The following is a 24,935-nucleotide window of genomic DNA, read 5'->3' as shown; positions in this document are numbered from 1 at the left end:
TTATTTCGTCATCTTACCATTTCTGATATTAAGGCAGCTATCTGGGAACATCTTTACATTTACCATCTTATTGGAAGTTGCCCAGGAGTTGAAGTCAGTTGCCAGACATACCAGGGGACTCTCCTCCCAAATCAGGTCCTGAGCCTTGGCATATGCTTCCGCTCTCTTATCACGGTCAGCCGTGTTCAGGCCGTCCTTCAGATATCCGTCTAATTCATCGTTCTCAAAATAGCAGATATTGTAGCTCATAGGAGGCTCAGACTCCTTTGCCAGCAGAGGACGGATACCCCAGTCCGCGTCGCCGGTAGAGGATGACCAGCCGATGATATACATATCAACTTCTGCCTCTGCGCCGGGAGCGTCCGTATCCTGGATCTTCTCGTTCACGATTGCGCTCTCCAGGCTGATAAGCTCAACATCGATTCCCACCTCGGCAAGCTGCTGCTTTAAGAACTCGCCCTGCTTCATGTTTGCAGATGTGTTGGCAAACATCAGGGTTGTCTTGAAGCCATCCGGATAGCCTGCCTCTGCAAGCAGTGATTTTGCCTTCTCGATGTCGTATGGATAAGGATCATTTCCCTTGTAGTACTGGAGCTTCGGGGCAATGACAGAGGTTCCGGGCTCGGAGTTGCCATTCTTGACAACTGCCACATAGGCATCCTTATTGATAGCATAGTTGATGGCCTGACGGACTTTCTTGTCATTGAATGGTTTCTTCTGGTTGTTCATCATCAGGTAACGGACTACCAGGCCCTGGTCTTGTCCCACGATTACGTTAGGATCGGATTTAAGTCCTGCCAGGTTTTCATCCGGTACAGGCCAGATAAGCTGGGCATCGCCGGACTGAATCATGGCAACCCTGGTGGCGGACTCAGGTACAGGCTTTAAGGTGATGCTCTTGAAGCCGGCGTCCCTGTCAGCCAAAGGCGTGCCGCCGCAGATGTCCGCGTCATAGCCCCACCAGTCCTTGTTCAGTTCAACCGTAAGGTGGTCGCCCTGAATCCACTCCTTAAATGTATACTGTCCTGTACCGATGGGGGCCTGTGCGCATGCCTGGGAGCCCTGCTCGATAACCTTGGGGCTCATGATGACGCAGGCCGGATGGGCCAGTGTCTCGATGAACGCGCCAAAGGGGGAGGACAGCTTTACTACGATTGTATAATCATCCTGAACCGTAGTGGTGTCCAGTATATTACATAACAATGTGGTTCTCTTAAGTCCCAGGGACTTGTCCGCCCAACGGTCAAAGTTGGCTTTGGCAGCCTCTGCGTTCCATGGGGTTCCGTCAGAGAATGTGATGCCCTCTCTCAGCTTGATGGTGAACTCCGTGGCGCTGTCATTGGCCGTATACTCAGTTGCCAGCATGGGAATGATTTTCATGTCATCGTCAAAACCAAACAGACCGTCCATGATAAGACGCTGAACACCTCCTGAGAGGGTGTCGCTGGTATCCAGCGGGTCCAGCGTGGTAAAGTCCACATTGACCGCTCCTATAATATCCGTATCCTGGGAAACAGACTCTCCCTCCGCAACAGCTGCCGCTGCTGTCGTTTCTTCCGCAGCTGCCGCCCCGCCTGCAGCCGCCGTGGTAGTATCAGTGGTGCCTGATGATGAACCACATGCCGTCAATCCCAGCATGGCTGCAGCCAGTGCCAGGGCACACAGCTTCTTTCCGCTTTTCTTCATAGAATATCCTCCTTTTTGTGATGATACAAAAAAAGCCTGGAAACCTACAGCTCTCACGCTCATTTCGTAAGCATCCTTGCTACAATAATTTTACACGTTTCTGTGCTGCCTTGTCAAATAAATCATTCTTTTTTCCGTAAAGCATTCGTTAAAATTTAAAATTTAAAGTCATTAGGTTGTTATATCCTAATCTTTTTGTTATAATTAACCTAATATTATACAGGAGGACGGACCATGGACAGAAGCCAACCAAAATACCATGTACTCATAGTCAGCATCAATTCCAACATACGCCTTGAATTCCAGAGCTATCTCCACAAGATATTGGGAGCCCACATTGCCTTTGATACAATTGGTCTGGATCAGGTCCAGCGTCCGGAGCAAATCAAGGGATACCAGTGCATCCTTTTTTCCAGCCCCCTGGTCCAGTCTGAATTTCCCATCCCCATCCCAGGGGAGGTCATGGAGATTATCTGTACCAGGACCTTCAACCACGCCTGTCTGGACCAAATCATCCGCATACCGCCCGGTGAACGTGTCTACATAGTAAACGACACCTATGACTCCATTGTCACCATCATGGACCAGCTAAAGGAGGCGGGGGTGGTGCAGTACCGGTTTGAGCCCTTTTATCCGGGATGCATCCTTGCTGACGAGTCCATCCACTATGCCATCACCGTAGGCGAGCCCCAGCTGGTTCCCAGCCATATCACCAATGTCATTGATATCGGCAACCGCATCATCGACATCTCCACTGTCAATGAGCTGTGCGAGTATTTCCATCTTCCCGCCAGCCTGTCCAACCAGATTACCAAGTCCTATGTGAACAGCATCATGCAGATTGCCAAGCTGACCAGCGCCTATTACCAGGATTACATCTATTCCCGGCAGCTTCTCCAGACCGTTATCAGCAATCTTCCCATCGGCCTGTGCCTTCTGTCGGTCCGCGGGGAAATCAACATGGTAAACCGCAGATTCTCCATGGACCTGGAGCTGCCGGAGACAGGCATCACGGGCCGGAATCTGTCCCGGTTCCTGCCACATCCCTGTAAGGGCATGGATTTCTGTCACAGCGCGGATTACAAGGTGATGAACCGCAGCGGAAAGCCTCTCCTGCTCAGCTCCCTTGAACTGCTGCTGCCCAACCACGAGCCCCTGTACCTGCTCAACAGCACGCCGTGTCCTGTGCTGGCTGACGGGACCGCGTATTACCCTCCGCTTCCGGACCCTGTATTCTCCGACTCCAGATATGCGGACAGCATGTTCACCAGCTTTACCACTGCCTCGGAGCCCATGAAGAACATCCTGGAATATGCCCGCAGGCTCTCCCTCTATGACTTCCCTGTGCTGATTCAGGGCGAGAGCGGAACCCAGAAAAAGCTCCTGGCCAGGGCCATACACAGGACCTCCTCCAGGAGGCAGCATCCCTTTGTCTGTCTGAATATGCCCATGGGGCTTAATGTGGCCGCAAGGATAAACGGGACTTCCGGACCAGGCTGGGTTTCCGGCCCAAATGGAGTTTCCGGCCCAAACAGCGCTCCCGGCCCGGGCGTTTTATCAGACCCGGACGGAACCTCCGGCCTGTCAGGAGCAGCCCTGATTGTCTCTGATCCGCTCTCCCAGATGCTGGAACTGTTCAAAGAGGCCAACCACGGAACCCTGCTCATTGACAGCGCCGAATACCTGTCTCCCGAGATTCAGGGGCTCCTGATTCACATTCTTCAGGACAACCGAACCGGAAATGTCTTCGGAACCCACTTCTCCCCCTTTGATGTGCGCATCATCGCCACGGCGGGGCAGGACCTGTACGAGATGGTACAGCAGGGCACCTTCCGGGAAGAGCTGTTCTTCCTGCTGAATGCGGCTTCCATCGACACCCTGCCCCTCAGGAAACGCAGGGAGGACATCCCTCTGCTCATGGACCAGTTCTTCCGCGAGCTGTTCCACAACAAGAGCCTTATGGCCAAGGACATCCTGTCCTCCAGTCTCTTTGACTTCCTGCTGGGCTACGATTACCCCGGCAATGTCCAGGAGCTTTATAACCTGACCCGTTATTTTTTCTCCCACTATGCTGCCCATCCCCTGATACTGGCACAGCTTCCCTCCTATATCAGGAACCAGATGCGAAAATCCGACCGGGACCACAGCCCGGTCCGCCTCAGGGTGCTGGCTGCCATAGCCGCCTCCCCCCGCATCGGCCGGGGAGCCATAAAAAATACCCTGGCAGAGGCCGGAGTGGAATTAAGCGACGGCCGCCTGCGAGGGCTGCTGAAAGAATTATCTGAAGAAGGACTTATCCGCATCAACCGCACCAGGGGAGGCTGCGAGATAACAGAGCAGGGACTTATGTCCCTTCGTCATTAATTTTTAAGAATCTGCGGAAGGAACTCCGACAGGCTGTAATACACCTCCCCTGCCAGTCCCTCGGCACGTCCGGCTGCTGTCATGGAATTCAGGATGGCTTCATTAACAGCTTCCGCCGCTGCCTTGAAGGCCACGTTAATCAGATCCTCCCTGATGCAGGTGCTTGTCATGATTTCCGGACCATCCTTTCCCTGAAGACGGCCTGCGGTGGTGAACCCAATCATCACCTCGCCGCTGCCGTGACCGGTGTAGGCGCCTGTCCTTGCGATGCCCACACCTGCCCTGCGGATAATGCGCTTAAGCTGACGGTCACTGACAGGCAGGTCCGTGGCGATGACGGTCATAATGGAGCCCTGGTCCTGTTCTGCGGTGGCCATCTTCCTGCGCCTTTCCTTTTCCACCAGAATCCGTTCACCGGCCCGGATGCCGTCTATTACCAAGTCTTCTGTTGCCCCGAAATTGGACTGCACCAGAACCCCCAGCGTGTAATTTTTTCCGCCGATTCTCATGATTCTGGAGGCGGAACCGATTCCTCCCTTCAGGCCATAGCACACGGTTCCCGTGCCTGCGCCCACATCACCCTCCTCAAAATCCTCACCTGCCCGGGAAAATGCTTCCATCACATCTTCCATGGACACAGCCCTGTGCTGAATGCGGTTAATCCTGCAGTCATTGCACTCACCCACCACCGGGCTTACGGACGTGACCTCCACCTGGTCCTTTGCGCACTGCCTGATGGTATACTCCACCAGGGCGTCGGCTGCCAGACCCACGTTCAGGGTATTGGTCAGGGCAATGGGAGTCTCCAGGGTTCCCAGCTCCTCCACCTGTACCAGGCCGCAGGTCTTGCCGAATCCATTGTGCACGTATCCCGCAGCTATAAACTTGCGGTCAAATACATTTCCAGGTCCCGGTACAATAACCGTGACGCCGGTCCTGTTGTCCCCATTTCTCACTGTCTTATGGCCTACCAGCACGCCCGGCACGTCTGTAATCTTATTTTTAGGCCCGGTTTTCATGACGCCCGGCACAATGCCAAAATCCCTGATTCTCTTTCTCTCCATCTTCTTTCCTCCTCCCACATCCTCTGGCCTTATGTGGATTATATTATCATGCGCAGTACATTATTATAGAAGAAAAGCCCGCAGAAACGCCTTCAAACTGGCGTCCCTGCGGACTTTCCCCATCGTACTGGGCCGGCGGGATTCGAACCCTCGAGTGCAGGAGTCAAAGTCCTGTGCCTTACCGCTTGGCGACGGCCCAACAAGCCATATAGTAATCCGGCATGCCAAATTATAATACCATAGAATTTATCGGTTTGCAAGTTTTTGAAACCCACTTTTGCAGAATTCCTGATTTGATTCCTGATTTGATTCCTGATTTGTATCCACGCCAGCAATGCCGCCATTGCCATCTTTCATTCCATCTGCTCTGCATCTGCCTCTATTGCCAGCCGTTCCTCATTTTTCCCCGCCACACAGGTCACCAGTGTGACCCTGGCGTCTCTACCCTTTTCATCCTCTTTATCCTGCACCCCGGAAAAAAAATCGGTCTGCGCAGGGATCGTGCGGCGGCCCGTAATATGGCACAGGAAAATATCCCCCTCTGCCGTGTACAGGTAAAAGGAGGAGTGCTCCCTATAATATTCATTGTCCCAGTAACGCTTCAGGGAACCGAACATGGAGCCGTTTTTCATATTATGCCCATAGAGAACCGTGTTCCCGCCCTCTGAGGGCAGACTGCTTCTGTAATCCATGAAAATGCATCCGGCTCCGTTATATGCCTTGGAAAATGTCCTTGTAAGGTAATAGGAATTGTCCTCCCCCTGGGTCACAGGGTAGCTTACCGGTGTCCCCGGAATATGGATCCACGCAACGATATGGGGATTAAGCTTTTTAAGGGTCTCAAAATCAATGGCCAGCATGGGTTCCCGCTCCCCGGTAGACAGGCTGCCCGGAGACTGGGGATCTGTTTCCGGATCAGAGGCATTGGCTGCATACTGCCGGAGTTCCCCGTACTCCTTCTCCCCTTTCCTGTATTCATACAGGGAGCGGCACAGCAGGCCGGCGGACACCAGGAAGATTCCCAGGATTGCCAGGAAGGACAGGGGCAGGACAACGGGCCTCATCCCCTGCTTTTTATCCTTCACGCTTTATCCTCTTTTCTGCGCGTCCTGATCCATAAGATTCCCAGTGCGGAAAGCAGGAGGAAACTGACTGCGGTCATGGCTCCCAGCATAAACAGCGGGGTGGTGTCCCCTGTTTTTGGAAGTGCGGCCAACGGTATCTCCGGATCAGGGATCATGACAGCCTGTGGAACCTCTGCATCGTCAATGGTGGTTACGCTTCTTCGGCCTCCGCCTCCGCCTCTGCCGCCGCCACCTCCGCCGCCCCCTCCACCGCCATTTTCCGAGAATGTCTGGAGCATGAATTCCCAGTCGATCTTGGCAAGCTGATCGGCATAGATACACGCTCCCGTTACCGGGTCGCAGGTAATGGAGGGATCCAGCTGCAGCTCCACCTGGATCTCCTCAGATGTCCCGCTTTTCAGATAACACAGGGGAATCAGCTCCTGAAGGTTTTCACCTTCCCCGTATCTGGCGCCGGTCACCTTTCCATCATAGAGGACACTGCCCTGGAATGTGACCTTCATGGTGATCTTTTCCAGGAGCTCGTCTTTTATCTTCTCCTGCTCTCTTGGAGCGATCCGCATATAGACCCTGGCAGTCTGGTTGGATGTGGTGTTCTCCACCTTCAGGCGGTCTTTGTAGATACCTCCCGGGACCATGTCTGTAAAACTCATGAACCAGTTTCCTTCCTCCTCCCCGGTTCCGGAGCGGTAGGGTACGTACTCAAGTCTCTGGCTTCCCCAGTTGTAGACCAGGGTCAGCTTCTTTTCCAGGCCGGAGGCGTCATAGACGCCGGGATCCGCCACCTGATCGGCCAGGTAGCGGATCACTTCCTGATTAAATCCGCCGGTAAACGTATGCTCCACCGCTGCCTTGGTGGCCTGCACCGTGGTGGCCTTTATATCCATGGTGTACCTGCTGCTGTCATACCCGTACTTGGCGCTGGTATGGGTCACGGTAATCTGCTTGTAACCATCCTCTGTCTTCTCATAACAGGTGTCTTTTCCCGTTATGGTGTTCTCCAGAAGGGGGTTCATGGTCACGCTTTCCAGAAACACCGGCGAGTCTTCCCCCGGCTGTATCACCCCTATGTAATACAACACGTAATTCCCCGTCTCCGACGGATCCTCATCCACCAGGAGCCATCTTCCCCTGGCATCCTCCACCTTGTCTGCATAGGGCAGATTCAGGCGTATGCCGGCATCCTGCGCCATTCCGGACCGGAGCACCATAACGGATCCTTTATTAAAAGCAGGGACCGCCGCGTACTGGCGCTCTCCCTGGTCTGTCACAAAGTCAGGGGGCAGCGCCTCCCCCTCAAGTGGAGGGACCGCTGTCTCATTGCCATCCTTATCCAGGACGTAAACATTTTCCCGCCGTATCCAGCTCTGGTGGATCTCCGCCCTGGCAATGGCAGGCACACCGCTCTCCAGGCTGCCGTCCTCTGCTTTCAGGTTGTTGGATACCCATACCTGCTTTTGTGTGGTTATACCTGGCTGCCAGTCATCCGGCTGGCGGAAATGCTCCTCAAGGCTGGTTTTGTACCTGGGAACCCTGTATTCATTGCCGGTCCGTATTACCTGGGACCACGCCGCCCAGGTAGTTCCCACCGATGCAGCCGCCAGAACTGCCAGGCCCAATAACATGATCTTGCCTTTTTTCATAACATCAATCTCCTGTCCAAACGGATTACAGCTATACTGCCAACAGGCGTTTATGCCTTTTCCTCCCGCTTCTTTCCCGGGCAGATAAAATCAAGTAATATCCCGATCACCAGGATTCCTCCCATGCCCCCAATTGCCTGAGGTGTTCTGCCATAGGTGACAAAATATCCGGCATAAGGAATCCTCACATCAGCCGCCCTGCCTGCCACGCGGTCATATGAAACCGGGTTTGGGTCCGCAGTCTCATTGGCATCGCCCCTGGTGATAAAATCACGGCTCAGCTCCTGCTTTTCCACTACCCTGTGGGTGACCAGCGAGCCATCCTCACCCGCATGGAAGGTGATGGGGTCTCCCTCCTGAATCTGCTCAAAGGAAGCCGCTTTATAGTAAATCACGCTTCCAACAGGAAAGGCGGGCTCCATACTTCCGCTGAGCACCACCACCGGCCGGTAACCGGCCAGCATGGGAGCTGCAATCAGAAGGTATCCGGCAATACACAGATACACGGGCCATGAAAGGATATTAAACAATTGTTTCAGAACGTTCATTCATCGGCCTCTGTATTATGGTGTAACAGTTTTATTCTCAAGATTTACGCCGTCCTCTGCATTAACCTGTACATTGGTCAGCTGATCCAGATTGAATCCTGCCCAGGAATCGGTCACTGCATCCTTTGTGGCCTGGACAAACTCAGAGGTAACGGTCAGTGTGTAGTTGGAGTCTCCGTAGCCCTTCTTATCGCTGTCTAAATTGGATTCGGATTTGCGGAACAGACTCTCTCCCTCAGGGATAGTTGTAACAGCTGCCAAGTCGCGTATATCTTTAAGGCCGTCATTGTTCTCATCATCAACCTGGGTCCAGTCAATCAATGTCCAGGCATTGGTATTATCCAGATCCGGTTGTGTTGCTGCAATGGCATAGTACTCTTTTGTCTCATAGTAGCCAAGGTCAATATCCGTGGCCATGGTCAGCCCTTCCAACAGGTGGGTGGTGCTGGACTTGGCGGACCCTTTTTTCTCCAGAACGCCGTTCCAGTACCAGTATCCGTCCCCTCCATCGATCCAGCCGGCATCAGTCAGAATGTTCTTATGTACCACGGTGCCGTCCTCTGCCGGTGTCAGGCCATCGGTATCATTAACCTGGGCTGCGTCAAAGATTCCGCCGGCATAGGTTCCGTTGTCAAACAGGTCTGAATCGCTCAATATGGTTTTGTAGGGGTCCGCCGCTCCCTTGTAGGACCAGTTTTCTTTCATGCTTACCCTGACAAGGACGGGATAATCTCCGGTATTCTCCGCACCTACATTCTTATCCCACTTAGCGCCCGGCTTTAAATCTTCCGTTGGCGGTGTGTAATCCTCCACCAGCTGGGTGGTATATTTGCCTGTGCTCAGCGGGTTATCCAGGGACGCTGTCTGTGAATAGTATGCAAATGTTCCTCCCACCAGGGCTAATGCTCCAAGCCCGATTCCTGCCGCTGCTTTCTTATTTAACTTCTTCATGTCTTTTCCTCCTGCTTTTTCATATTATAATGCTTCCATTTTGTTATATTGGTCCGTCCATCTAAAAAACATAGGCGGTAATAACCTGTTTAATCATTCTCTTTTGGACAACTGAACTTACTTCTGGATCTCTGACTCGCTGATCAGCTTCCAATCGCATCCAAGCTGCTTAAAATCAAAGACACCGCCATTTCCAAATACTGTGTTAACGGCCTGGTCCGTTGCCTGTACGGTCTGGGCTGCCACCACCAGTGTATAATCAGCGCCACTGTACCCTGCCAGCTTGGCATCCCTGAGATCAGTGACTGATTTCATAAAGGTTATCTGGCTTCCATCCGCCTTCAGGCGCTCATTCATTTCCCTGGTGGAAATGTAATCATATCCAAGAGGGCTGGATGCATTGCTGGCCGTGGCGAATTCCACCCAGTCGCCGCTTTCATTCTCCGGCCTTTGACCCGTGGTGGCATAATACCGGGTCTCCTTGTATGAACCCATATCCACATTTTCCGCCAGGGTCACGCCATCGAGGAGCTTGGTTGTCTCCGCAATGTCCTGGCTGCCATCCTCCTTCTCTACTGCCCCGGGAAGGACATACATATAGTAATAATATCCGTCCGCCGGATTATAAACCCAGCCGCCATCCGGCGCCATGCTCTTAAATACCACTGAGTCATCCGCGTCAGGATTGGCAATGCCGTCTTCCGGGTCACCCTGGTAAACGTTCTCAAATGCATTGTTGGCATTGGATGGGCTTCCAATGGCAGCCGGCCGCTCCTTTTCCAGAGAGGTGTCTGTAAAATAGAATTCCTCCTGTCCCCTGACCCACTTTTCCTGGAATTTCACCCGCACCACCACGGGAAGGGTGCCTGTGTTGCGGACCGTCACATCCTTGTTCACACTGGTTCCAGGCCCCCAGTTCTCGCCCTCCGAAGGCTTAAACTCTTCAACCAGTTCCGTATCATATTTCCCTGTGTCAAATATGTTGGCGGCTGTCAGAGTCTGGTTAAAGTAAGCAAATGTCCCGCCGAGCCCGGCCACTGCCAGCATTGCGGCCGCTGCTATGACTTTTCCGTTTATTCTCATTCTCCTGTCCTCCTGTATCATTCACCGGCCCGGCTGCCCTGACTCCATGTCAGTACACCACTGCTGTCTTCCTGAACCACCATATTCCACTGTGACTGTACCCCCACGGCCGAATCATGTTCCTCAACAGGAACCGCCTCTGCATGGAAGGTCAGTTTATAAATCTTATCGCTGTAATCCACGTCATGCCGGTCATTTGACACTTCATCGCTCAGGCTGATGCTCTCAAGGATACAGTCCGTGGTTTCCCCTGCCGGAAGGATCTGTTTATAATACCGGTAGCTCTTTCCGTTCCTATCCGTGTATGACTTTGACCAGAACTCAGTCTCCATGTTCATATAATCTACATTTCCCTCTGTTTGGCCGGGATCGACCCAGACTCCCGGATTCCAATGTTTGATCACATGATCCGTGTCATAGCCAGCTTCTTTTTCAAGGATAACAGGCGGGCTGCTCCCCTGCCCCTTCCGGTACCAGTTCTCCTGGGGAGGTACTTCGACACGCAGGAACAGGTCCATTTTACCTGTGTTTTGAAACGAAACTTTTTTAATCACTGTCTCCCCGGGCAGGAACGAACTCTCCGGGTCAAAACTTTCCACCATGGCCGCCCCGCTGTGGGAAGTTCCCAGGGGATTGGCCAGGGTCAGGATATCACTGTAATATGCCAATGTGACTGCAAATGACAGGAGCAATATGACCAGTATCAGGAGACAGGCTGTCTTTTTGTTTTTCAGCCATGTATGGATCTCTAATCCTTTCAAAACAACCACCTCCTAATTTTTTCCGGAATCAACATTCCAGTTAATACTGCATCCATATTTATCTCCGTCCCAGTTATCCGGCATCACTGAAATGTCCCTGTCAAAAAGCCGCTGCACTGCCTTCCTGCTGACATTCCAGTCATCGCTGGACTGCACGATCTCCATCGTAAAATGGAATTTATACTCTGCATTTTTATACCGCTGATCCTCTATCCCTGTCAGATCCATAAAATCCACGCCCCGGACCAGCTTTTCCGTACTGCGGTCCTGCATGCCTGATGCGGAACCGGGAAGCACCTTTTTGTAGTAATACCACCCATCCTCCCCGCCTTCCCAATTGCCGTCCAATGAAAGGCTGGGAACAGCCACGGGCAAAGCCTGACCGGATGCATCTACTATATTATTAGGGAGCACTGTACCATCATGTGCAACCCATGACTGTGCAAATGCAACTCTTAAAAATACATCCGCCTCCCCATTATTGGTAAAAGAAACCTCCTTCGCCCCCTGGTCCAGGTTTTCTGTTATCCCTCCCTCTACCACAGGCGTCTTTATGGGATTTTCCAGCTGCATGGAGTGGATAACCGTGGCGCCTGTTACCCCGGCGGCAATGGATACGGATACCAGCACGATCATTGGCAGCAGCCTGGATAAGACCTTTCTTTTATCCATAAAGATCATCTCCTTTCTCCAGCTTTCTCTGGCCGCGCGCTACACCTTTGTCCTCAACAAACGCCATGATGCAGTCCGAGGTAAAGGCCGATGCCATATACTGCGGATTGTCACTTCCATGATATTCTGTAAACGGGTTCTCCGGCCTGAAATCCGATCCCTCCCCATTTGAAAATCCCTTTACATTTGTGACTGATGCGGTGTGATGGAAATAGCTCTCGTGATCAGGGGTGTTTGTAAGGATGACCAGGATATCGTCCCCTGGTTTCACTGTAACTTTATCCCCATTGTCAGTTTCTGAGAGCGCACCTGCCGGCTGGCTTTCCATATGTGTCATGGTGTATTCCATGGGCACTATCTCCGCAATGGAAAAGATCTGGCCTTCCTCCGGCGGAATTACAAGGATTGCCCCGCTTTCCTCTCCATTTCCAAGAGCTGTCTGCGTATAGACAGTTCCTTTACTGTCCAGGACCTGTATCACGAATTTATAGGTGGGATCAATGGGCTCATTTTCAAGTCCGTTCTGTTCCACTGTCTTTTTGATCCTCAGCTTTGCCGCCAAAAGGGTATTGGTTATTCTAAACGGATTGGCGGAAGTACCCGTACCGCTGGAATCATAGGATGCTGTGTAGGAGTATCCGGAGGACAGTACTGCCGTACTGCCATCCTCTATGGGCCGTCCCGTCCGGTCCAGCTCTCTCACCGTGTAAACATATGGCGGGGAGCTTCCATCCGCTTTTACAGGCAGGTTTTTCCAATCTGCTGTCCATTGGTTGGCATCACTGAGTTTTACAGGTCCGCCATAGGCTGCCTCATTCTGATACAGCTGGACCTCCAATATCTCAGGCCGCGTATGGTAGGTATTTTCATAATCCACCCATACTTTTTTCACTGTCAGGTCCTTCTGATTATAAGTATTGGTTATCACAGAGTGATCACTGCTGTAAGTGACAATATATTGTCCCTCCCCAATCTGCACCGTGCTGCCGGCTTCCACCTTGTTACCGGAAGAGTCTACCTCATAGGGAACATAATTGATCTTTGACCCTCCGGAGTCATACCCCGGCAGGTTCTGCCATGCGCCGGACCAGTTGTTGGAGCTGTCCAGTGTGATAATGTCTCCTGTCCTTTTACTTCCGTCCTTAAACAATCCCACCTGAACAGAACCCTCTCCGGCACCTCCAACCCACTGTTTCCTCACATTGATATCCGTGAGCCGGGTATTAGTGATGGTCATCCCATTGACACTTGATGTATAACCAACAATTGTTCCGACTTCCTCTACGGTATAAACATGCTCCTCATCTGAATTCACTTCCTTATATTTGGGCAGGTTATCCCACGTATACTTCCAGCCATTGGAGGCCTCCAGCCTGACCGCACTTCCGTAGGAAGCGCCATTTTGTTTCAGCTGGACATAGATATATTCGGGCCGTTTCTTATCCTCATTGTTTCCATCCAGCCACAGCTTCTGGACCGTACGGGAAACCGTCTCGGATTCCGGGGTTGGAATTGATGTGATGCTTGGAAGTGTGAATTTCATGTAACAGCAGGAACCGGTTCCTCCTCTCTCTATAAAGAAGACCGACATGGTATGCTTCTGGTTTTTATCGCTTAGGAGACCCTTGTTCTGCATCCATGACTTCAGATCCACATAGGAGCCCTCCGCGGAATGGATTCCTCCCAGATCAACGTCACTTACCAGATTGCCGTCCACATACAGCCAGAAATCATCATCTCCCCTGAAATAGTAGTCCATGGGCCCTGTGTAATCTCCCAGGACAAACTCAAAGTCATAGCGCATTCCGAAAAACCAGTTGTGGGTGATCCCCTTGTTGTTCACATCCTCATCATTTTGAGGGAACCCGTAATGGTTATAGCCAAACAGAGGATCCCTGTTTTTTCCGTTAACCGCGTTGTTGTAACTGACACTGTCCAAAGGCCAGAACAGGTTGGAATAAAGTTTCTTGGATCCGTTCCAGCTGTTACATGTATAGACGATCTGATCCAGGTTTTTTGAAAGTGTTTTTCCCGAACTGTCGTATACGGATTTCAGCGTATAGGTATCCCCCTGGCGTTCAAAGCCCAGCTGATAGTTTGGCAGGTATTTCTTGGCATAATAGGTTACCTTCTTGCCGTCCTTATATGTTTCACTGGTGGTAATGTCCCGGGTTGCAAAAAGGCCCGGATCCTGATAATTAAACTTAATCATATTGTCCGCGGCCAGGGTTCCTTGGGGAATCCCTGTCACCACGGAACCTGCCTTGTTTGGTGCGCCTGTATAACCATGGCGTATCTGTGCCTGACCGGTCCCTCCGATCCCCACTCCGATACGGGTGGTACTGCTGCCCAGGGAGGTATTGTTTATTCCCACCTTGCTGGTATTAAGGGTTCCATGGTTCCCATCCGTGGTCTTTCCCTCCACCGTAACATTGTAATCGTGGAAACCCGTATATCCCTTTATGGTGCCTGAAGTAGGCACATAGTTGATTTTTATCTTATTGTTGGTGGCAGCGAGATAGATCTTCTGGTCTGCTGCATTTTCCGTAAAGGTCTGTCCATTGGGGTAGTTTGCATTGGTTATGGTCACACTTTTCACCGTATAATTACCGCCCAAAGCAACCTTACTCCAGTTGGAAACCGCAATTGAATAATCCACCCCTGTGCCTGATCCATTGGGCAGGGTCAGGTTATCATCGCTGTATATCTTTACCTCCTGCTTTGCATACGTGCTTCCGCTCTGGGCTCCCGGATACAGCCTGTTCCCGGAGACGGATTCTTTTATTTTCCCATTACTGTCAAAGGTCATCTGATCCAACTGTGCCCAGTGTTCCACTGTCACAGGCACTTCTTTTACTTCCGGCACATTGACCACAATGTATATGGAAAAGTGGTCTGTCTCCATAACCACTGTTCCGTCAGATGCCACCGTGCTGTTCATCTCATTTGCCACAACCTGCGTTTCATCCAGATGATAGACTTTGATTTCCTCTCCCCCGGATTGGATCCGTTCGCTGGGATCTGCCGTTTCCTCCTGCTGGGACAGCGTCTGGACAGCGGCCGGTGCATCAGGCAGCGCGTCAGACGCAGCCGCAGGATCACGTTTTTCCAGCTCCAGGTTTTTAAAGGCTACATTGATGGGGCCTACCGGTTCAGCCTCGACGCCATCCGCGTAGAGCTTAATATCCAGGGCTTTGTAGGATTGAATGGAGATCCCCTCTTCCTGAGACTTTTTCTCCAGTGCTTCATCCACCTGGGTCATCTGAGCCTGCTCTACTTCGGAGACTCTCACAGCCAGCTGGTCTGCCTCAGGGAAGGAATCCACTGGCCCGCTGACCGTTACAGCAGCATCCCCAATCTGGTCTTCCAGGGAGATCTCCCCATCACCTGTTACGATCAGTGAGAATCCCTGGGTGGATTTACAGGTCTTTCCTTTTACCCTGCTCTCCTGGGTGATCTTGCCAAAGTAGATCCCAGGGTTCACATCCCCGGACACGCGGAAGGAACAGATCAGCATATTCTCCCTTACATCATCCACCAATGCCTTTCTCACCTTAAAGCTATTTAACTTGGCGTTATACATTTCAATCCTGTAATTTACTTTTCCAAGGTCTACCGTATAATCTTCGCTTTCCTCCTCATCTGCATCTTCCTGAGTTTCCCTGGCATCTTCCGCAGCTGTGTCTTTACGTCCTCCTGACGGATCGCTCTCATTTGGGGCGCTCTGGATCGTATTGCTCTCAATCGTGTCACCGCCGGCTGCGCCATCGTCAGCTGCATCATCGCCGGCTGTGTCATCGTCAGTCGCATCATCGCCGGTTGCGTCATTGTCAGTCGCATCATCGCCGGTTGCGTCATTGTCAGTCACCTCGTTTCCGGTCTTATCAGTCTTGTCTTCCGGTTGGGCGCTTGATACCGGTTCTTCCAACTTTGTTTCAATTTTAACTATGGATTCAGACCCCATTTTTTCACGTTGGTCATGCTCTGTCACTCCTGTCTCTGTTGAAACCTCTTGGACGGGTTCTGATGACATGGTGGATGCTGCTTCTGTGGCTGCTGCTTCCGTAGGTGCTGCTTCGGCTGACGCCTGGGCAGTGGTTTTCTCTGGATCTGCTGGCACTGCCTCTGTGGGTGCCTGTTCCTCCGGATCAGCTGGTGACGATTCTGTGGGTACCTGAGTCACGTTTTCCTCTGGTTCTGTTGCAACTGCCTCCGTGGGCGCCTGGGACTCAGCTTCCTGCGGTATGCCCTGATCTACTTCCGGCGTCTCTGGTACCGGCTTTGAAGATATATCCGGCCGGGCCTGCGACGGTGTGGCCGGCAATGCTTCAGATGGCGTAGCCGGTGGAACGATTGGAACAGCCACTGACGGTGTAGCAGGCGCAGCATCTGCCACATCCTTAAAGGAATCCTCCAGAATTGCGTCAAAATCAAACATGGCTGCATGGATTCCCATGGTGACCGTTTCACCTGTTCCTATACGGTTTCCATCATGAAATTCAACCGAATCTATGTTCAGATAATTGACCGTATATAAAAAACTCTCGCGGACACGTATTCTTCTTTCTTCACCTTTTCCGTTAAACTGGAACTTTACCTGCTGGTTCCGTACCCCCTCAATATCTTCATCAATGGCAAATGTAAAACATACTGAATAAATCTGTCCGGGAACCAGTTCGATCCCTTCAATCCGCTCCAGTCCCTCTGTGCTATCCTCCTCTTCCGGAATACCCTGATCCGTTAACGTATCCTCAGGTATGATCTCAACCTGACTTTCCCTGCGCTCCTCACTTTCACCGGAGTCTTCTCCAGCCAGACCTTCATCTTGGTCACGCTCCTGCGGCATACCCGTTTCCGGTGTTTCATTATCCAGCATATCATTTTCCGGTGCTCCATCATCCAAAATACCATTGTCCGGTATGCCGGCATCAAACTCATCCTCTCCTGATTCCTCCAAAAGAAGAAACTCCGCCGAACCCTCCTGAATTCCCTTGGCGCTATATGTCAGGGAGCCATCTGTGATCATGGTTCCCGTCTCATTCTTAAGGTGTACATCCAGGGTAACCAGACCTCCGGAACGATAATCCCCCTCTTCTGAGAATATGCTGATAACAACATCATCCTTTTTTGTATTTCTGAAGCTGGCATTGCTGACCGTGGCCTTGGAAAAATCGCCAAGCTCCGACAGATCCGTCTCCTCCCGGTAAAACCTGTCGTCATATCCTTCGGCAAATGCAATCCCGGAATTGCCCAGTATCAGTATGCTTACAATGGTAAACGCCAAAAAAACAGACGTTATCCTCTTCCAGCCCGCTTTCAATCTCCGATTCATCATTTACCTCCTGTATGTTTTGCAAACTCTTATATTTTCCTTAATATTACCCTTAATGGACAAAGTGATCTTTCCATAATGTTAATTTTATCAAAGGGGGTATCCTGCAACCTGCCACATCTGGTGCATTTTCCCATTTTTCTATATACGGCTCAAAAATATCGCCACATTGCAATGGCGATATAAGTTTTATTCCAGCATGTTCTTTTCCAGTTCCTGGGTCATGTTCACGTGGTACCACAGCTCTCCCCGGCTGCCCGGTACCTTATTGTAGGCGGATTCGATCCGCTGAAATATAATGCTGCAGGATTCCTTGCTGATCCTGGTGAGAAGGAGGATATAGTGGCGGTTTCCGTACCGTGTATACGCATCCCCTTTTCTCAGGGAACTGCCGATCACGTCTTTCAGCAGCTCCATCTGGTATATGCGGTTGTCCTGCCCTCTTCTTTTTTCCTGTTGACCCAGAGTAAGGAACATCAGCACCGGGTTCAGGTCATGTCGCTCCCTGGCCCGAAGCAGCAGGCGGCAGTAGTCAATAAAGCTTGGATAGGTACAGTAATACGCCCCCGTGATGATGCCTTCCTCAAATATGGCCCTGGTGATATCCCCTTCCCTGCCCATAAAATGCCGGTCCGTTGTGTGCCATGCCTGAATGCTTCTTTTGTGCTTCCGTTCAAAAAGTTCCAGGTCTTCAAAACACTTCTGCATCTCCTCCGCCGGAGGATTCCCCATCTCCCTTGCGTAGAGTTCCATGGTCCTGTTATAAATATCGATGGCTTCCTCATACCGGTACATTTCCAGGCAGCACCGTATCTGCTCTGTCTGCCAATTCTCAAAGGGATAGACCGCAGATGCCCTGGTGTAAAGTTTCAGCAGGTTCTGGTAGTCATTATCGGCTTTAAATGCCTGCTCCAACTCCCGGATCGTCTCTTCATAAAGGCGCTTAAAAGACTCACTCTTCTCATAGAACCACATATCGGACTGGTACATGGGAAGCAGCTCTCCGTAATAGCTCTGATTGGCCTGAAGGAACAGCGCGGTCCGTTCCCGGCCCTGGCTCCCCTCTGCCTTATGGACCAGCGTTTCAAAATAGGCTGCATCCAGTTCAACCTTAAAACTGCTCTTCCAACTGCATACCCCATCCTGTATGACCACATATTCCTCCTCCGGAAGGCCGGAAGCCGCCAGCTGTCCTTTGAGCCGGTAGCATAGATTGTTCAAATTTTTATTGCGGTTTCCCGCGTCAGTCACCTCGCTCCACCCATAGAGGAAATCCATGATCTCACTTTTTGCAATGCCCTGCTCACCGGACAGCAGCAGCATCTGAAGAAGACGCACGGATTTTGCATTGCCTGTTTTATGAAACAGTATGCGGTCCTCCCCATAACGCATTGTAAATTTACCCAGCATCTGTACACGCAGAATCTTACCGCCCATACGGTCCGCCTCCTTTATCATCATATGCCGGAGCTTATTGCGCCGGAAGGCTCCGCGCTCCTGGTCTACAGCTGTATCATGCTGATCATGCGCATCAGTTCCAGGGCACTCCTGAAATTTACCACTAGCTTCAACACCATGTCACCCACTCCGCTAAACCATTCACTGCCCATCTCTTCTTCCCCTTCACTTAAAGTACCCTGGCTACCAATTACAACAGAATTCCTCTTTTGTTGTAAAATTCCTTATTGTCACCTTCTCCCATCCTTTCAATCCTCCGGATCATCCGGGAAAAAAATAAAAAAGAGCACAAGAAACAGGCTGGAAAAAATTTGGATTTAACCAGCTTATTTATTGTGCCGATGATTTAAAAAAATATATAAGCCAATCACATTTCTATGGCAAACATAAAAAATATGTAGTATAATAATCGTAAATGCTACCCCTCTGTTTACAACAAAAGAGGAATTCTGTTGTAACGGTCTATGAGCAGGCCCATTCTCTCCAACTGTCTGACGTGATTTTCCCCGCTTTCCATTGTATAGATCCGCGTCGTGTTGACACTGCTGTGTCCCAGTATGTCCGACAGCCTCAGCAGATCTTTTTCCTGGCTGTAGTACACCCTTGCAAAGAGATGGCGCAGATTATGGGGAAATATCTTTTCCGGATCAACTCCTGCCTTTATTCCGATCTTCTTCATCTCACGCCATATATTGCTGCGATCCAGGGGTTTTCCATTCCGTGTCACAAAGATGGTGCCGGATCGGATCTTTCTTTTCTCTGCATACTCCTTAAGAAGCCTGCACAGCTGCTGCGTGAGAAAGATGGTCCTGACCTTTCCTTTACAGTCCACTTCTGCAATCTGTTTTTCCACTGCCGTAACCGTGATATAGGAAAGCTCCGATATGCGGATACCTGTAGAGCACACGGTCTGAATCAGAAGACACAATCTTTCATTCCCATCTTCCCGGGCAGCTTCCACAAGCCGAAAGTATTCTTCTCTGTTCAGCTCCTTTTGTCTGGAACAGAATACATGGTGCTTTACTTTTATAAACTTGACCAGGCAGTCATTCCATCCCAGGTACCGGAAGAATCCATTGACAGCAGCCAGCGCACCATTGACAGTTACCGGCGACAGATTTCCCTTAAGTTTTTCTTTCCAGATCATAACCCTTTCTTTGGTAACCGCTCCCCCGTCCATAAACAGCTCAAACTGTTTCAGATAATATCTGTATTTATGGATGGTCCCCTGACTCATTTCATTATGCTGCAGCCAGAGACAGTACTCATCGATTTCTCCGCCTGAAATCATTCTCTTCGGCATATCCATTCCTCCTTGATTGTTTATGTTCCTTCCCCTGCCGGGCAAATATAGAAAAGGAAGCCCGTGTAAGGCCTCCTTTTAGCTTGGTTTTTATTTCATAAATCATACCTGCATTTCCGCTTTTTATGTAAAAATAAATTTCATTAAGATGTCAAAAAAATCAAGCAGCGGATTCCCTTTGCAAAGGAAACGCGATCAAAGGAAAATGCCGGACACAGGTCCGGCATATGCTGATTGGTATGATTCCCTATCATGGCGCTTTATTCTTACAGGCTGGTATACCCATAGGAGTTCACCAGGGCTTCCAGCTTCTTCCCCTGTTTGCAGAACGGGCAGTCCCTGTAATCATAGAACGCATAATCCGGAACATCCTTTTTATTAAAAATAGAAGTGATCTTATACCCGTTCATCTCATCCAGAACACTGAATATGGCCGTGATCCCTCTCAGTACACCTCCGTAATAGAGAACAGACTCAATTCTCTTATTCAGGGCAAGCCCGGTCGTGACCGATGCAGTCAGCAGGATCACATTCTTCCCCCGTATCATGGGCAGTATATTTTCCTTGAATATCATCTGGCTGTTGCTGTTGTACTCCGGCGTCACGATGTAGATGGTCTTGTGGGCATTCATGGAAAGAACTCCGGCGCTGGTCAGCTCCTCGGCCAGAAAACTTCCGATCACCTGGGTTCCTTCCAGGCACACAATGGTGTCCACAGCCGTGTCATAGAGAAACATCCCCACCAGGCTTCTGGCAATTTCCTGCGCCTCACTGAGCCTTGTCTTCAGAGTAGTCATATCAATATAATAATTGATATGGGCATGGTTGGTGGCAAAGTGTCCGGGTGTGACCTTAAGCGGTGCCTCACAGCCCGCTGCATGTATCTTCACATACTTGTTATCCATAAAGACGCCCCCCTTTCAGTGGTTCTAAACATCAGTATCTATCTATTATTATACTAGAGAATCACGTCTGATACAAGGGTTGTATGCAGTAAGCAGCTGTCTCCTTCAGGGTAATAAAGGGATGTATCTCCAGCTGGTAAACCGTACGCCAGCATACCGGAATATCAAATAAAAAAATCCCCTCTCCGTACCCGGAAAGGGGAAAAGGGTGAGTAGAGGGATTCGAACCCTCGGCCTCCAGAGCCACAATCTGGCGCGATAACCAACTTCGCCATACCCACCATATTAAGTTATGAAACATCAGAGCTTACGCTCAATGAGCCTGAAGGGATTCGAACCCCCGACCCACGGCTTAGAAGGCCGTTGCTCTATCCAGCTGAGCTACAGACTCACAACTTCTGACAGCATTGATGTGACCCTGCACTTTCATGCCGACTGCTGTCAACGAGCTATAGTTTATCATATGTCTATGGAGATTGCAAGCACTTTTTTTAAATTTTTGTCCTTTTTTGCAGTCATTTTTGCAGCCTTTTCCAAATCCCGGATTCCGGAGCTGAAAAAGGCTGCGCCAAAGCCATATTTTACCGCGAAATCTACCGTGGCTGCCGGTAAAATTGAATCCGTTTATTGTCCCCATCCATGCGGCACATGGTGCCAAAGGGCAGGGTTCCCATGGGCTTGTCGTGGCCTGACCTGATATGATACATCACAGGCAAGTCACAGGTTCCAAAGCGGTCATGAAGGAATTCTTCAATCTGATAGGTGCCGTCATACCGGTCATTGGTACAGTCCGTAAAATCTCCAAGAAGAATTCCCGCCGCGCGTTCAAACATCCCCGCATATTCCATCTGCGTGATATACATGTCAAGGGAAGCGATTCCTTCCTCCACATCCTCCAGAAACAGAATCTTATCCCTGGTGTCCAGCTGATAGAAGGTGCCGCAGGCCCTGGCCAGTACGGATATATTGCCGCCTGCCAGAATGCCATCTGCCATCCCTCCCCGGATGGTCTTAAAGCCTTCCTCCCCGGGCGGATTCCGAAACTCCAGCTTCCCCTCCATATTGAGGGCCGCAAACAGGCTGGACCTGGTGTAGGCGTCAAAGTCCTTCAGCATGTTGGAGCACACCATTGGACCATGGAAGGTAACCAGATTCCCAAACATCTGGAATGCAGAGTGAAGGTTTGTTATGTCGCTGTATCCAACGAAAATCTTGGGATTTCGCTTCACCAGTTCAAAATCCAGGTATTTCATGATTTGAGAACTGCCATAGCCTCCCCGCACGCAGAAAACCGCCTTCACCTGTGAATCCGCAAACATGCGGTTTATGTCCTCTGCCCGGGCACAGGCATCCCCCGCCAGATAATTGTGGAAATTATACATGTTCTCAAGACATGTCCCCAGCTTTACCCGGTACCCCATGTCCTCCAGCAGCTTTACGCAGCCATCCCTATCTTCTTCCTTTACAGGAAATGCAGGAGACACCAGACCCACCGTGTCCCCTTCCCTCAATCTCTCCGGAAATACCATCTGTCTCAATCCGTCCTTTCATTTTAATCCGGAGCGTGTCAGAAAGCAATTTTACTCCATGCGGAAAAGGAAGCAGTCCAGATTGGTGGGAATGCCGTGAGGCTAACGCCTTCCTCACCCGCGCATCCGACAGGTAGTCTTTCCCGCAGTTAAAGTCATAATAGCAGGTTCCTATCAGATCATAGGACTTAAGCTCGTCGCTTCCGCCGTACTGCGACTGTGCCTTGACGCCCACATCCCCGGCAGATGCTTTTCCCTCATTATATGCTTCGCCGTTCTTCAGATAGAACAGATACCATGCGCCGGGAGAGACTGTATCCTGCGCCAGGGTGCGCTTCCAGGCATACTCGAAGTCGCCGGCCGTCAGAGGGGATTCCAGTGTCTCGGGCTCCTTCTGCATGGCGCAGGTCATGACCTTTCCGCCCTCGCTGCCGAAGCCGTCTTCCTTCCCGCCCGAAGCCTGGGTGGTCTGCCCCGCTGCCCCGCTCTCAGCCGGTTTCTCAGAAACTTGTCCGCCGCACCCTGCCAGCATGGAAACAGCCATGCACCACATTGGTCTAATCAAAAAGATGGCAGGCCACCTTATGATTGCCATTGACTGCTTTTAACTCCGGCTTTACCTGGGAGCAGATATCCTTTGCGTAGCGGCACCTGCTTCTGAAGGGACAGCCGGGAGCCGGATTAATGGGCGAGGGCACATCCCCTTCCAGAATGATTCTCTGGTTCCCCTTAGCCAGCTTCGGATCCGCCACAGGCACTGCGGAAATCAGGGACTGGGTGTAAGGATGAAGCATGTTGTCATACAGCTCATCCACCTGGGCGTACTCAATCAGGCTGCCCAGGTACATGACCCCTACCTCCGACGAGATATGGCGCACCATGGATAAATCATGGGAAATGAACAGGTAGGTGAAATGGAACTTATCCTGCAGTTCCTCCAGAATATTGATGACCTGGGCCTGAATGGATACATCCAGAGCCGATATGGGCTCATCACAGACAATGAACTGCGGCTCCGCAGCCAATGCCCTGGCAATGCCGATTCTCTGTCTCTGTCCGCCTGAAAACTCATGGGGATACCGGCCTAAGTGATCCGGTTTCAGGCCGACCATCTCGATCAGCTCCCTGACGCGGTCATTCTTATCCTTCCCCGTGTGCAGCTTCATGGCCCATATGGGCTCGGCTATAATGTCACCTATGTTCTTCCTTGGGTCCAGGGAGGTGTAAGGGTCCTGGAATATCATCTGCATCTTCTTCCTGTAGGGAACCATCTGGCTGTCGCTCAGTCCGGTGATGTCCGTTCCCTGATACAGAATCTGACCCGCCGTTGCCTGGTACAGCTTAAGGATGGTGCGGCCCACCGTGGTCTTGCCGCAGCCGGATTCCCCCACCAATCCCATGGTGCGGCCCTTCGCAATGGAAAAAGATACGCCGTCCACTGCCTTTAACACCTTTGGCTTGGAAAAAAGACCGCTTTTCAGTCTGAAATGCATCTTCAAATCATTTACTTCAATACAGTTATTGGTATCAGCACATTGAGCCATCACAGCTTCACCTCCCCTATCCGGGCTTTCACCGATTCATTGTGAAGCCAGCAGGCGCTGACATGTCCGTTTCCCAGGTCGCAAAAGGGCGGCTGATGGGCCGCGCAGAGCTTCATGGCATGGGAACACCTGGCCGCAAAGGGACATCCCTTTGGCGGGTTTAAAAGGTCAGGCGGCGTGCCGAAAATTGGCACCAGCTTTTCCTTTGTCCTCTTGGGTATGGAGGCCAGAAGTCCCGCTGTGTAGGGATGGCCGGTCCGGTAAAAGATATCCTCGATATCCCCTTCCTCCATGATTAATCCCCCGTACATGACAATAACCCTGGTACACAGGCTGGATATAACACCCAGGTCATGTGCAATCAATATGACGGAGGTGTTAAACTCATTCTTCATATGGGCCATCAGTTCCAGAATCTGGGCCTGTATGGTCACATCCAGCGCCGTGGTAGGCTCGTCTGCTATGAGAAGCTCCGGCTTGCAGCACATGGCAATGGCTATCATCACCCTCTGGCGCATACCGCCTGAAAGCTCATGGGGATACTGTTTCAGCCTGCGCTCCGGACTGGGAAGCCCCACTGCTTCCAGCATGGCCAGGGCTTTTACATCTGCTTCCTTTCTGGAAAGCTTCTGATGGCGCATCAGGGGACCCCGAATCTGCTCCCCCACCGTGAACAGGGGATTTAGACTGGTCATGGGGTCCTGGAATATCATGCCAATCCGGTTTCCCTGAATCTTCCTCATTTCCTTTGGAGACTTCTTAAGCAGGTCCTCGCCGTCAAAGAGCAGGGCATCCGCCTGGCGGGAGGCATTGTCCTCCAGCAGCCCCATGATTGACAGCATGGTAACGCTTTTGCCGCAGCCGGATTCCCCCACGATTCCAAGGCTCTCTCCCTTCCCCACATGGAAGGTGATACCCCTTACGGACTGCACGCCGCCTGCGTCTGTGGCAAAACTGGTGCGCAGGTTCTCTACCTCTAAAATTGTATCTTCCATCATGTTCATCCA

Annotated in this window: 17 protein-coding genes, 3 tRNA genes and 1 pseudogene; 1 reads left to right on the top strand and 20 read right to left on the bottom strand. The window is 51.2% G+C overall.

Annotated elements, in window-relative coordinates:
- Positions 1–1,686 (bottom strand): glutathione ABC transporter substrate-binding protein, encoded by a 1,686-nt coding sequence (locus tag G614_RS0103395; RefSeq protein WP_027640800.1) that lies wholly within the window; start codon positions 1,684–1,686, stop codon positions 1–3.
- A 234-nt stretch (positions 1,687–1,920) separates the two neighbouring features.
- Here G614_RS0103395 and G614_RS0103390 point away from each other — a divergent pair, with 234 nt between their 5' ends.
- A complete protein-coding gene (locus G614_RS0103390; RefSeq protein WP_027640799.1) occupies positions 1,921–4,050 on the top strand; it encodes a sigma 54-interacting transcriptional regulator in 2,130 nt (709 codons plus the stop codon).
- Here the strand turns inward: G614_RS0103390 and G614_RS0103385 are convergent.
- The 19 genes and pseudogenes from G614_RS0103385 to G614_RS0103285 all read right to left on the bottom strand — a co-directional run bounded on the left by G614_RS0103385 (position 4,047) and on the right by G614_RS0103285 (position 24,926).
- Positions 4,047–5,114, bottom strand: coding sequence for a P1 family peptidase (locus G614_RS0103385; RefSeq protein WP_027640798.1), 1,068 nt, complete (start codon positions 5,112–5,114; stop codon positions 4,047–4,049). The genes G614_RS0103390 and G614_RS0103385 overlap by 4 nt on opposite strands.
- Positions 5,115–5,241: 127 nt before the next feature.
- A tRNA-Gln gene (locus G614_RS0103380) sits at positions 5,242–5,313 on the bottom strand.
- A 154-nt stretch (positions 5,314–5,467) separates the two neighbouring features.
- Positions 5,468–6,199 (bottom strand): class B sortase, encoded by a 732-nt coding sequence (locus G614_RS0103370; protein WP_027640797.1) that lies wholly within the window; start codon positions 6,197–6,199, stop codon positions 5,468–5,470.
- Entirely contained in the window at positions 6,196–7,842 is a 1,647-nt protein-coding gene (locus tag G614_RS0103365; RefSeq protein WP_027640796.1) for a BsaA family SipW-dependent biofilm matrix protein, read from the bottom strand. The genes G614_RS0103370 and G614_RS0103365 overlap by 4 nt, the downstream gene beginning before the upstream one ends.
- 50 nt (positions 7,843–7,892) lie before the next feature.
- Positions 7,893–8,390, bottom strand: a complete 498-nt coding sequence (locus G614_RS0103360; protein WP_027640795.1) for a signal peptidase I — start codon at positions 8,388–8,390, stop codon at positions 7,893–7,895.
- Between the two features lie 15 nt (positions 8,391–8,405).
- Entirely contained in the window at positions 8,406–9,341 is a 936-nt protein-coding gene (locus G614_RS0103355; RefSeq protein WP_027640794.1) for a BsaA family SipW-dependent biofilm matrix protein, read from the bottom strand.
- Between the two features lie 117 nt (positions 9,342–9,458).
- On the bottom strand, positions 9,459–10,424 hold the full coding sequence (locus tag G614_RS0103350; RefSeq protein WP_027640793.1) for a BsaA family SipW-dependent biofilm matrix protein: 966 nt from the start codon (positions 10,422–10,424) through the stop codon (positions 9,459–9,461).
- 17 nt (positions 10,425–10,441) lie between these two features.
- Entirely contained in the window at positions 10,442–11,194 is a 753-nt protein-coding gene (locus G614_RS0103345) for a BsaA family SipW-dependent biofilm matrix protein (RefSeq protein ID WP_242827991.1), read from the bottom strand.
- 3 nt (positions 11,195–11,197) lie between these two features.
- A complete protein-coding gene (locus G614_RS0103340) occupies positions 11,198–11,857 on the bottom strand; it encodes a hypothetical protein (protein ID WP_027640791.1) in 660 nt (219 codons plus the stop codon).
- Positions 11,850–17,189, bottom strand: coding sequence for a Cna B-type domain-containing protein (locus G614_RS0103335; protein WP_027640790.1), 5,340 nt, complete (start codon positions 17,187–17,189; stop codon positions 11,850–11,852). The genes G614_RS0103340 and G614_RS0103335 overlap by 8 nt, the downstream gene beginning before the upstream one ends.
- Positions 17,190–17,378: 189 nt before the next feature.
- On the bottom strand, positions 17,379–18,626 hold the full coding sequence (locus G614_RS0103330; protein WP_027640789.1) for a bacterial transcriptional activator domain-containing protein: 1,248 nt from the start codon (positions 18,624–18,626) through the stop codon (positions 17,379–17,381).
- A 451-nt stretch (positions 18,627–19,077) separates the two neighbouring features.
- Positions 19,078–19,950: a tyrosine-type recombinase/integrase gene (locus tag G614_RS0103320; protein WP_027640788.1), complete on the bottom strand. Its 873-nt coding sequence runs from the start codon at positions 19,948–19,950 to the stop codon at positions 19,078–19,080.
- Between the two features lie 266 nt (positions 19,951–20,216).
- Positions 20,217–20,855, bottom strand: coding sequence for an orotate phosphoribosyltransferase (locus G614_RS0103315; RefSeq protein WP_027640787.1), 639 nt, complete (start codon positions 20,853–20,855; stop codon positions 20,217–20,219).
- Positions 20,856–21,062: 207 nt separating this feature from the next.
- Positions 21,063–21,136 (bottom strand) — tRNA-His (locus tag G614_RS0103310).
- A 36-nt stretch (positions 21,137–21,172) separates the two neighbouring features.
- A tRNA-Arg gene (locus G614_RS0103305) sits at positions 21,173–21,246 on the bottom strand.
- A 202-nt stretch (positions 21,247–21,448) separates the two neighbouring features.
- Positions 21,449–22,384 (bottom strand): S66 peptidase family protein, encoded by a 936-nt coding sequence (locus tag G614_RS0103300; RefSeq protein WP_027640786.1) that lies wholly within the window; start codon positions 22,382–22,384, stop codon positions 21,449–21,451.
- A 100-nt stretch (positions 22,385–22,484) separates the two neighbouring features.
- A pseudogene (locus G614_RS0103295) lies at positions 22,485–22,937 on the bottom strand (hypothetical protein); the annotation flags it as partial.
- Between the two features lie 4 nt (positions 22,938–22,941).
- The gene (locus G614_RS0103290) at positions 22,942–23,928 is read right to left on the bottom strand and encodes an ABC transporter ATP-binding protein (protein WP_027640784.1); all 987 of its coding nucleotides are present in this window, start codon (positions 23,926–23,928) and stop codon (positions 22,942–22,944) included.
- Positions 23,928–24,926, bottom strand: a complete 999-nt coding sequence (locus G614_RS0103285) for an ABC transporter ATP-binding protein (protein ID WP_027640783.1) — start codon at positions 24,924–24,926, stop codon at positions 23,928–23,930. Before G614_RS0103285 ends, G614_RS0103290 begins: the two co-directional genes overlap by 1 nt.
- Positions 24,927–24,935 lie beyond the last annotated feature (9 nt).

This window comes from [Clostridium] clostridioforme AGR2157 (assembly GCF_000424325.1).
Taxonomy (GTDB): Bacteria; Bacillota; Clostridia; order Lachnospirales; family Lachnospiraceae; genus Enterocloster; species Enterocloster clostridioformis_A.
The sequence above is the reverse complement of the archived record's forward strand: the minus strand, read 5'-3'. Positions and strand labels throughout refer to the sequence as shown.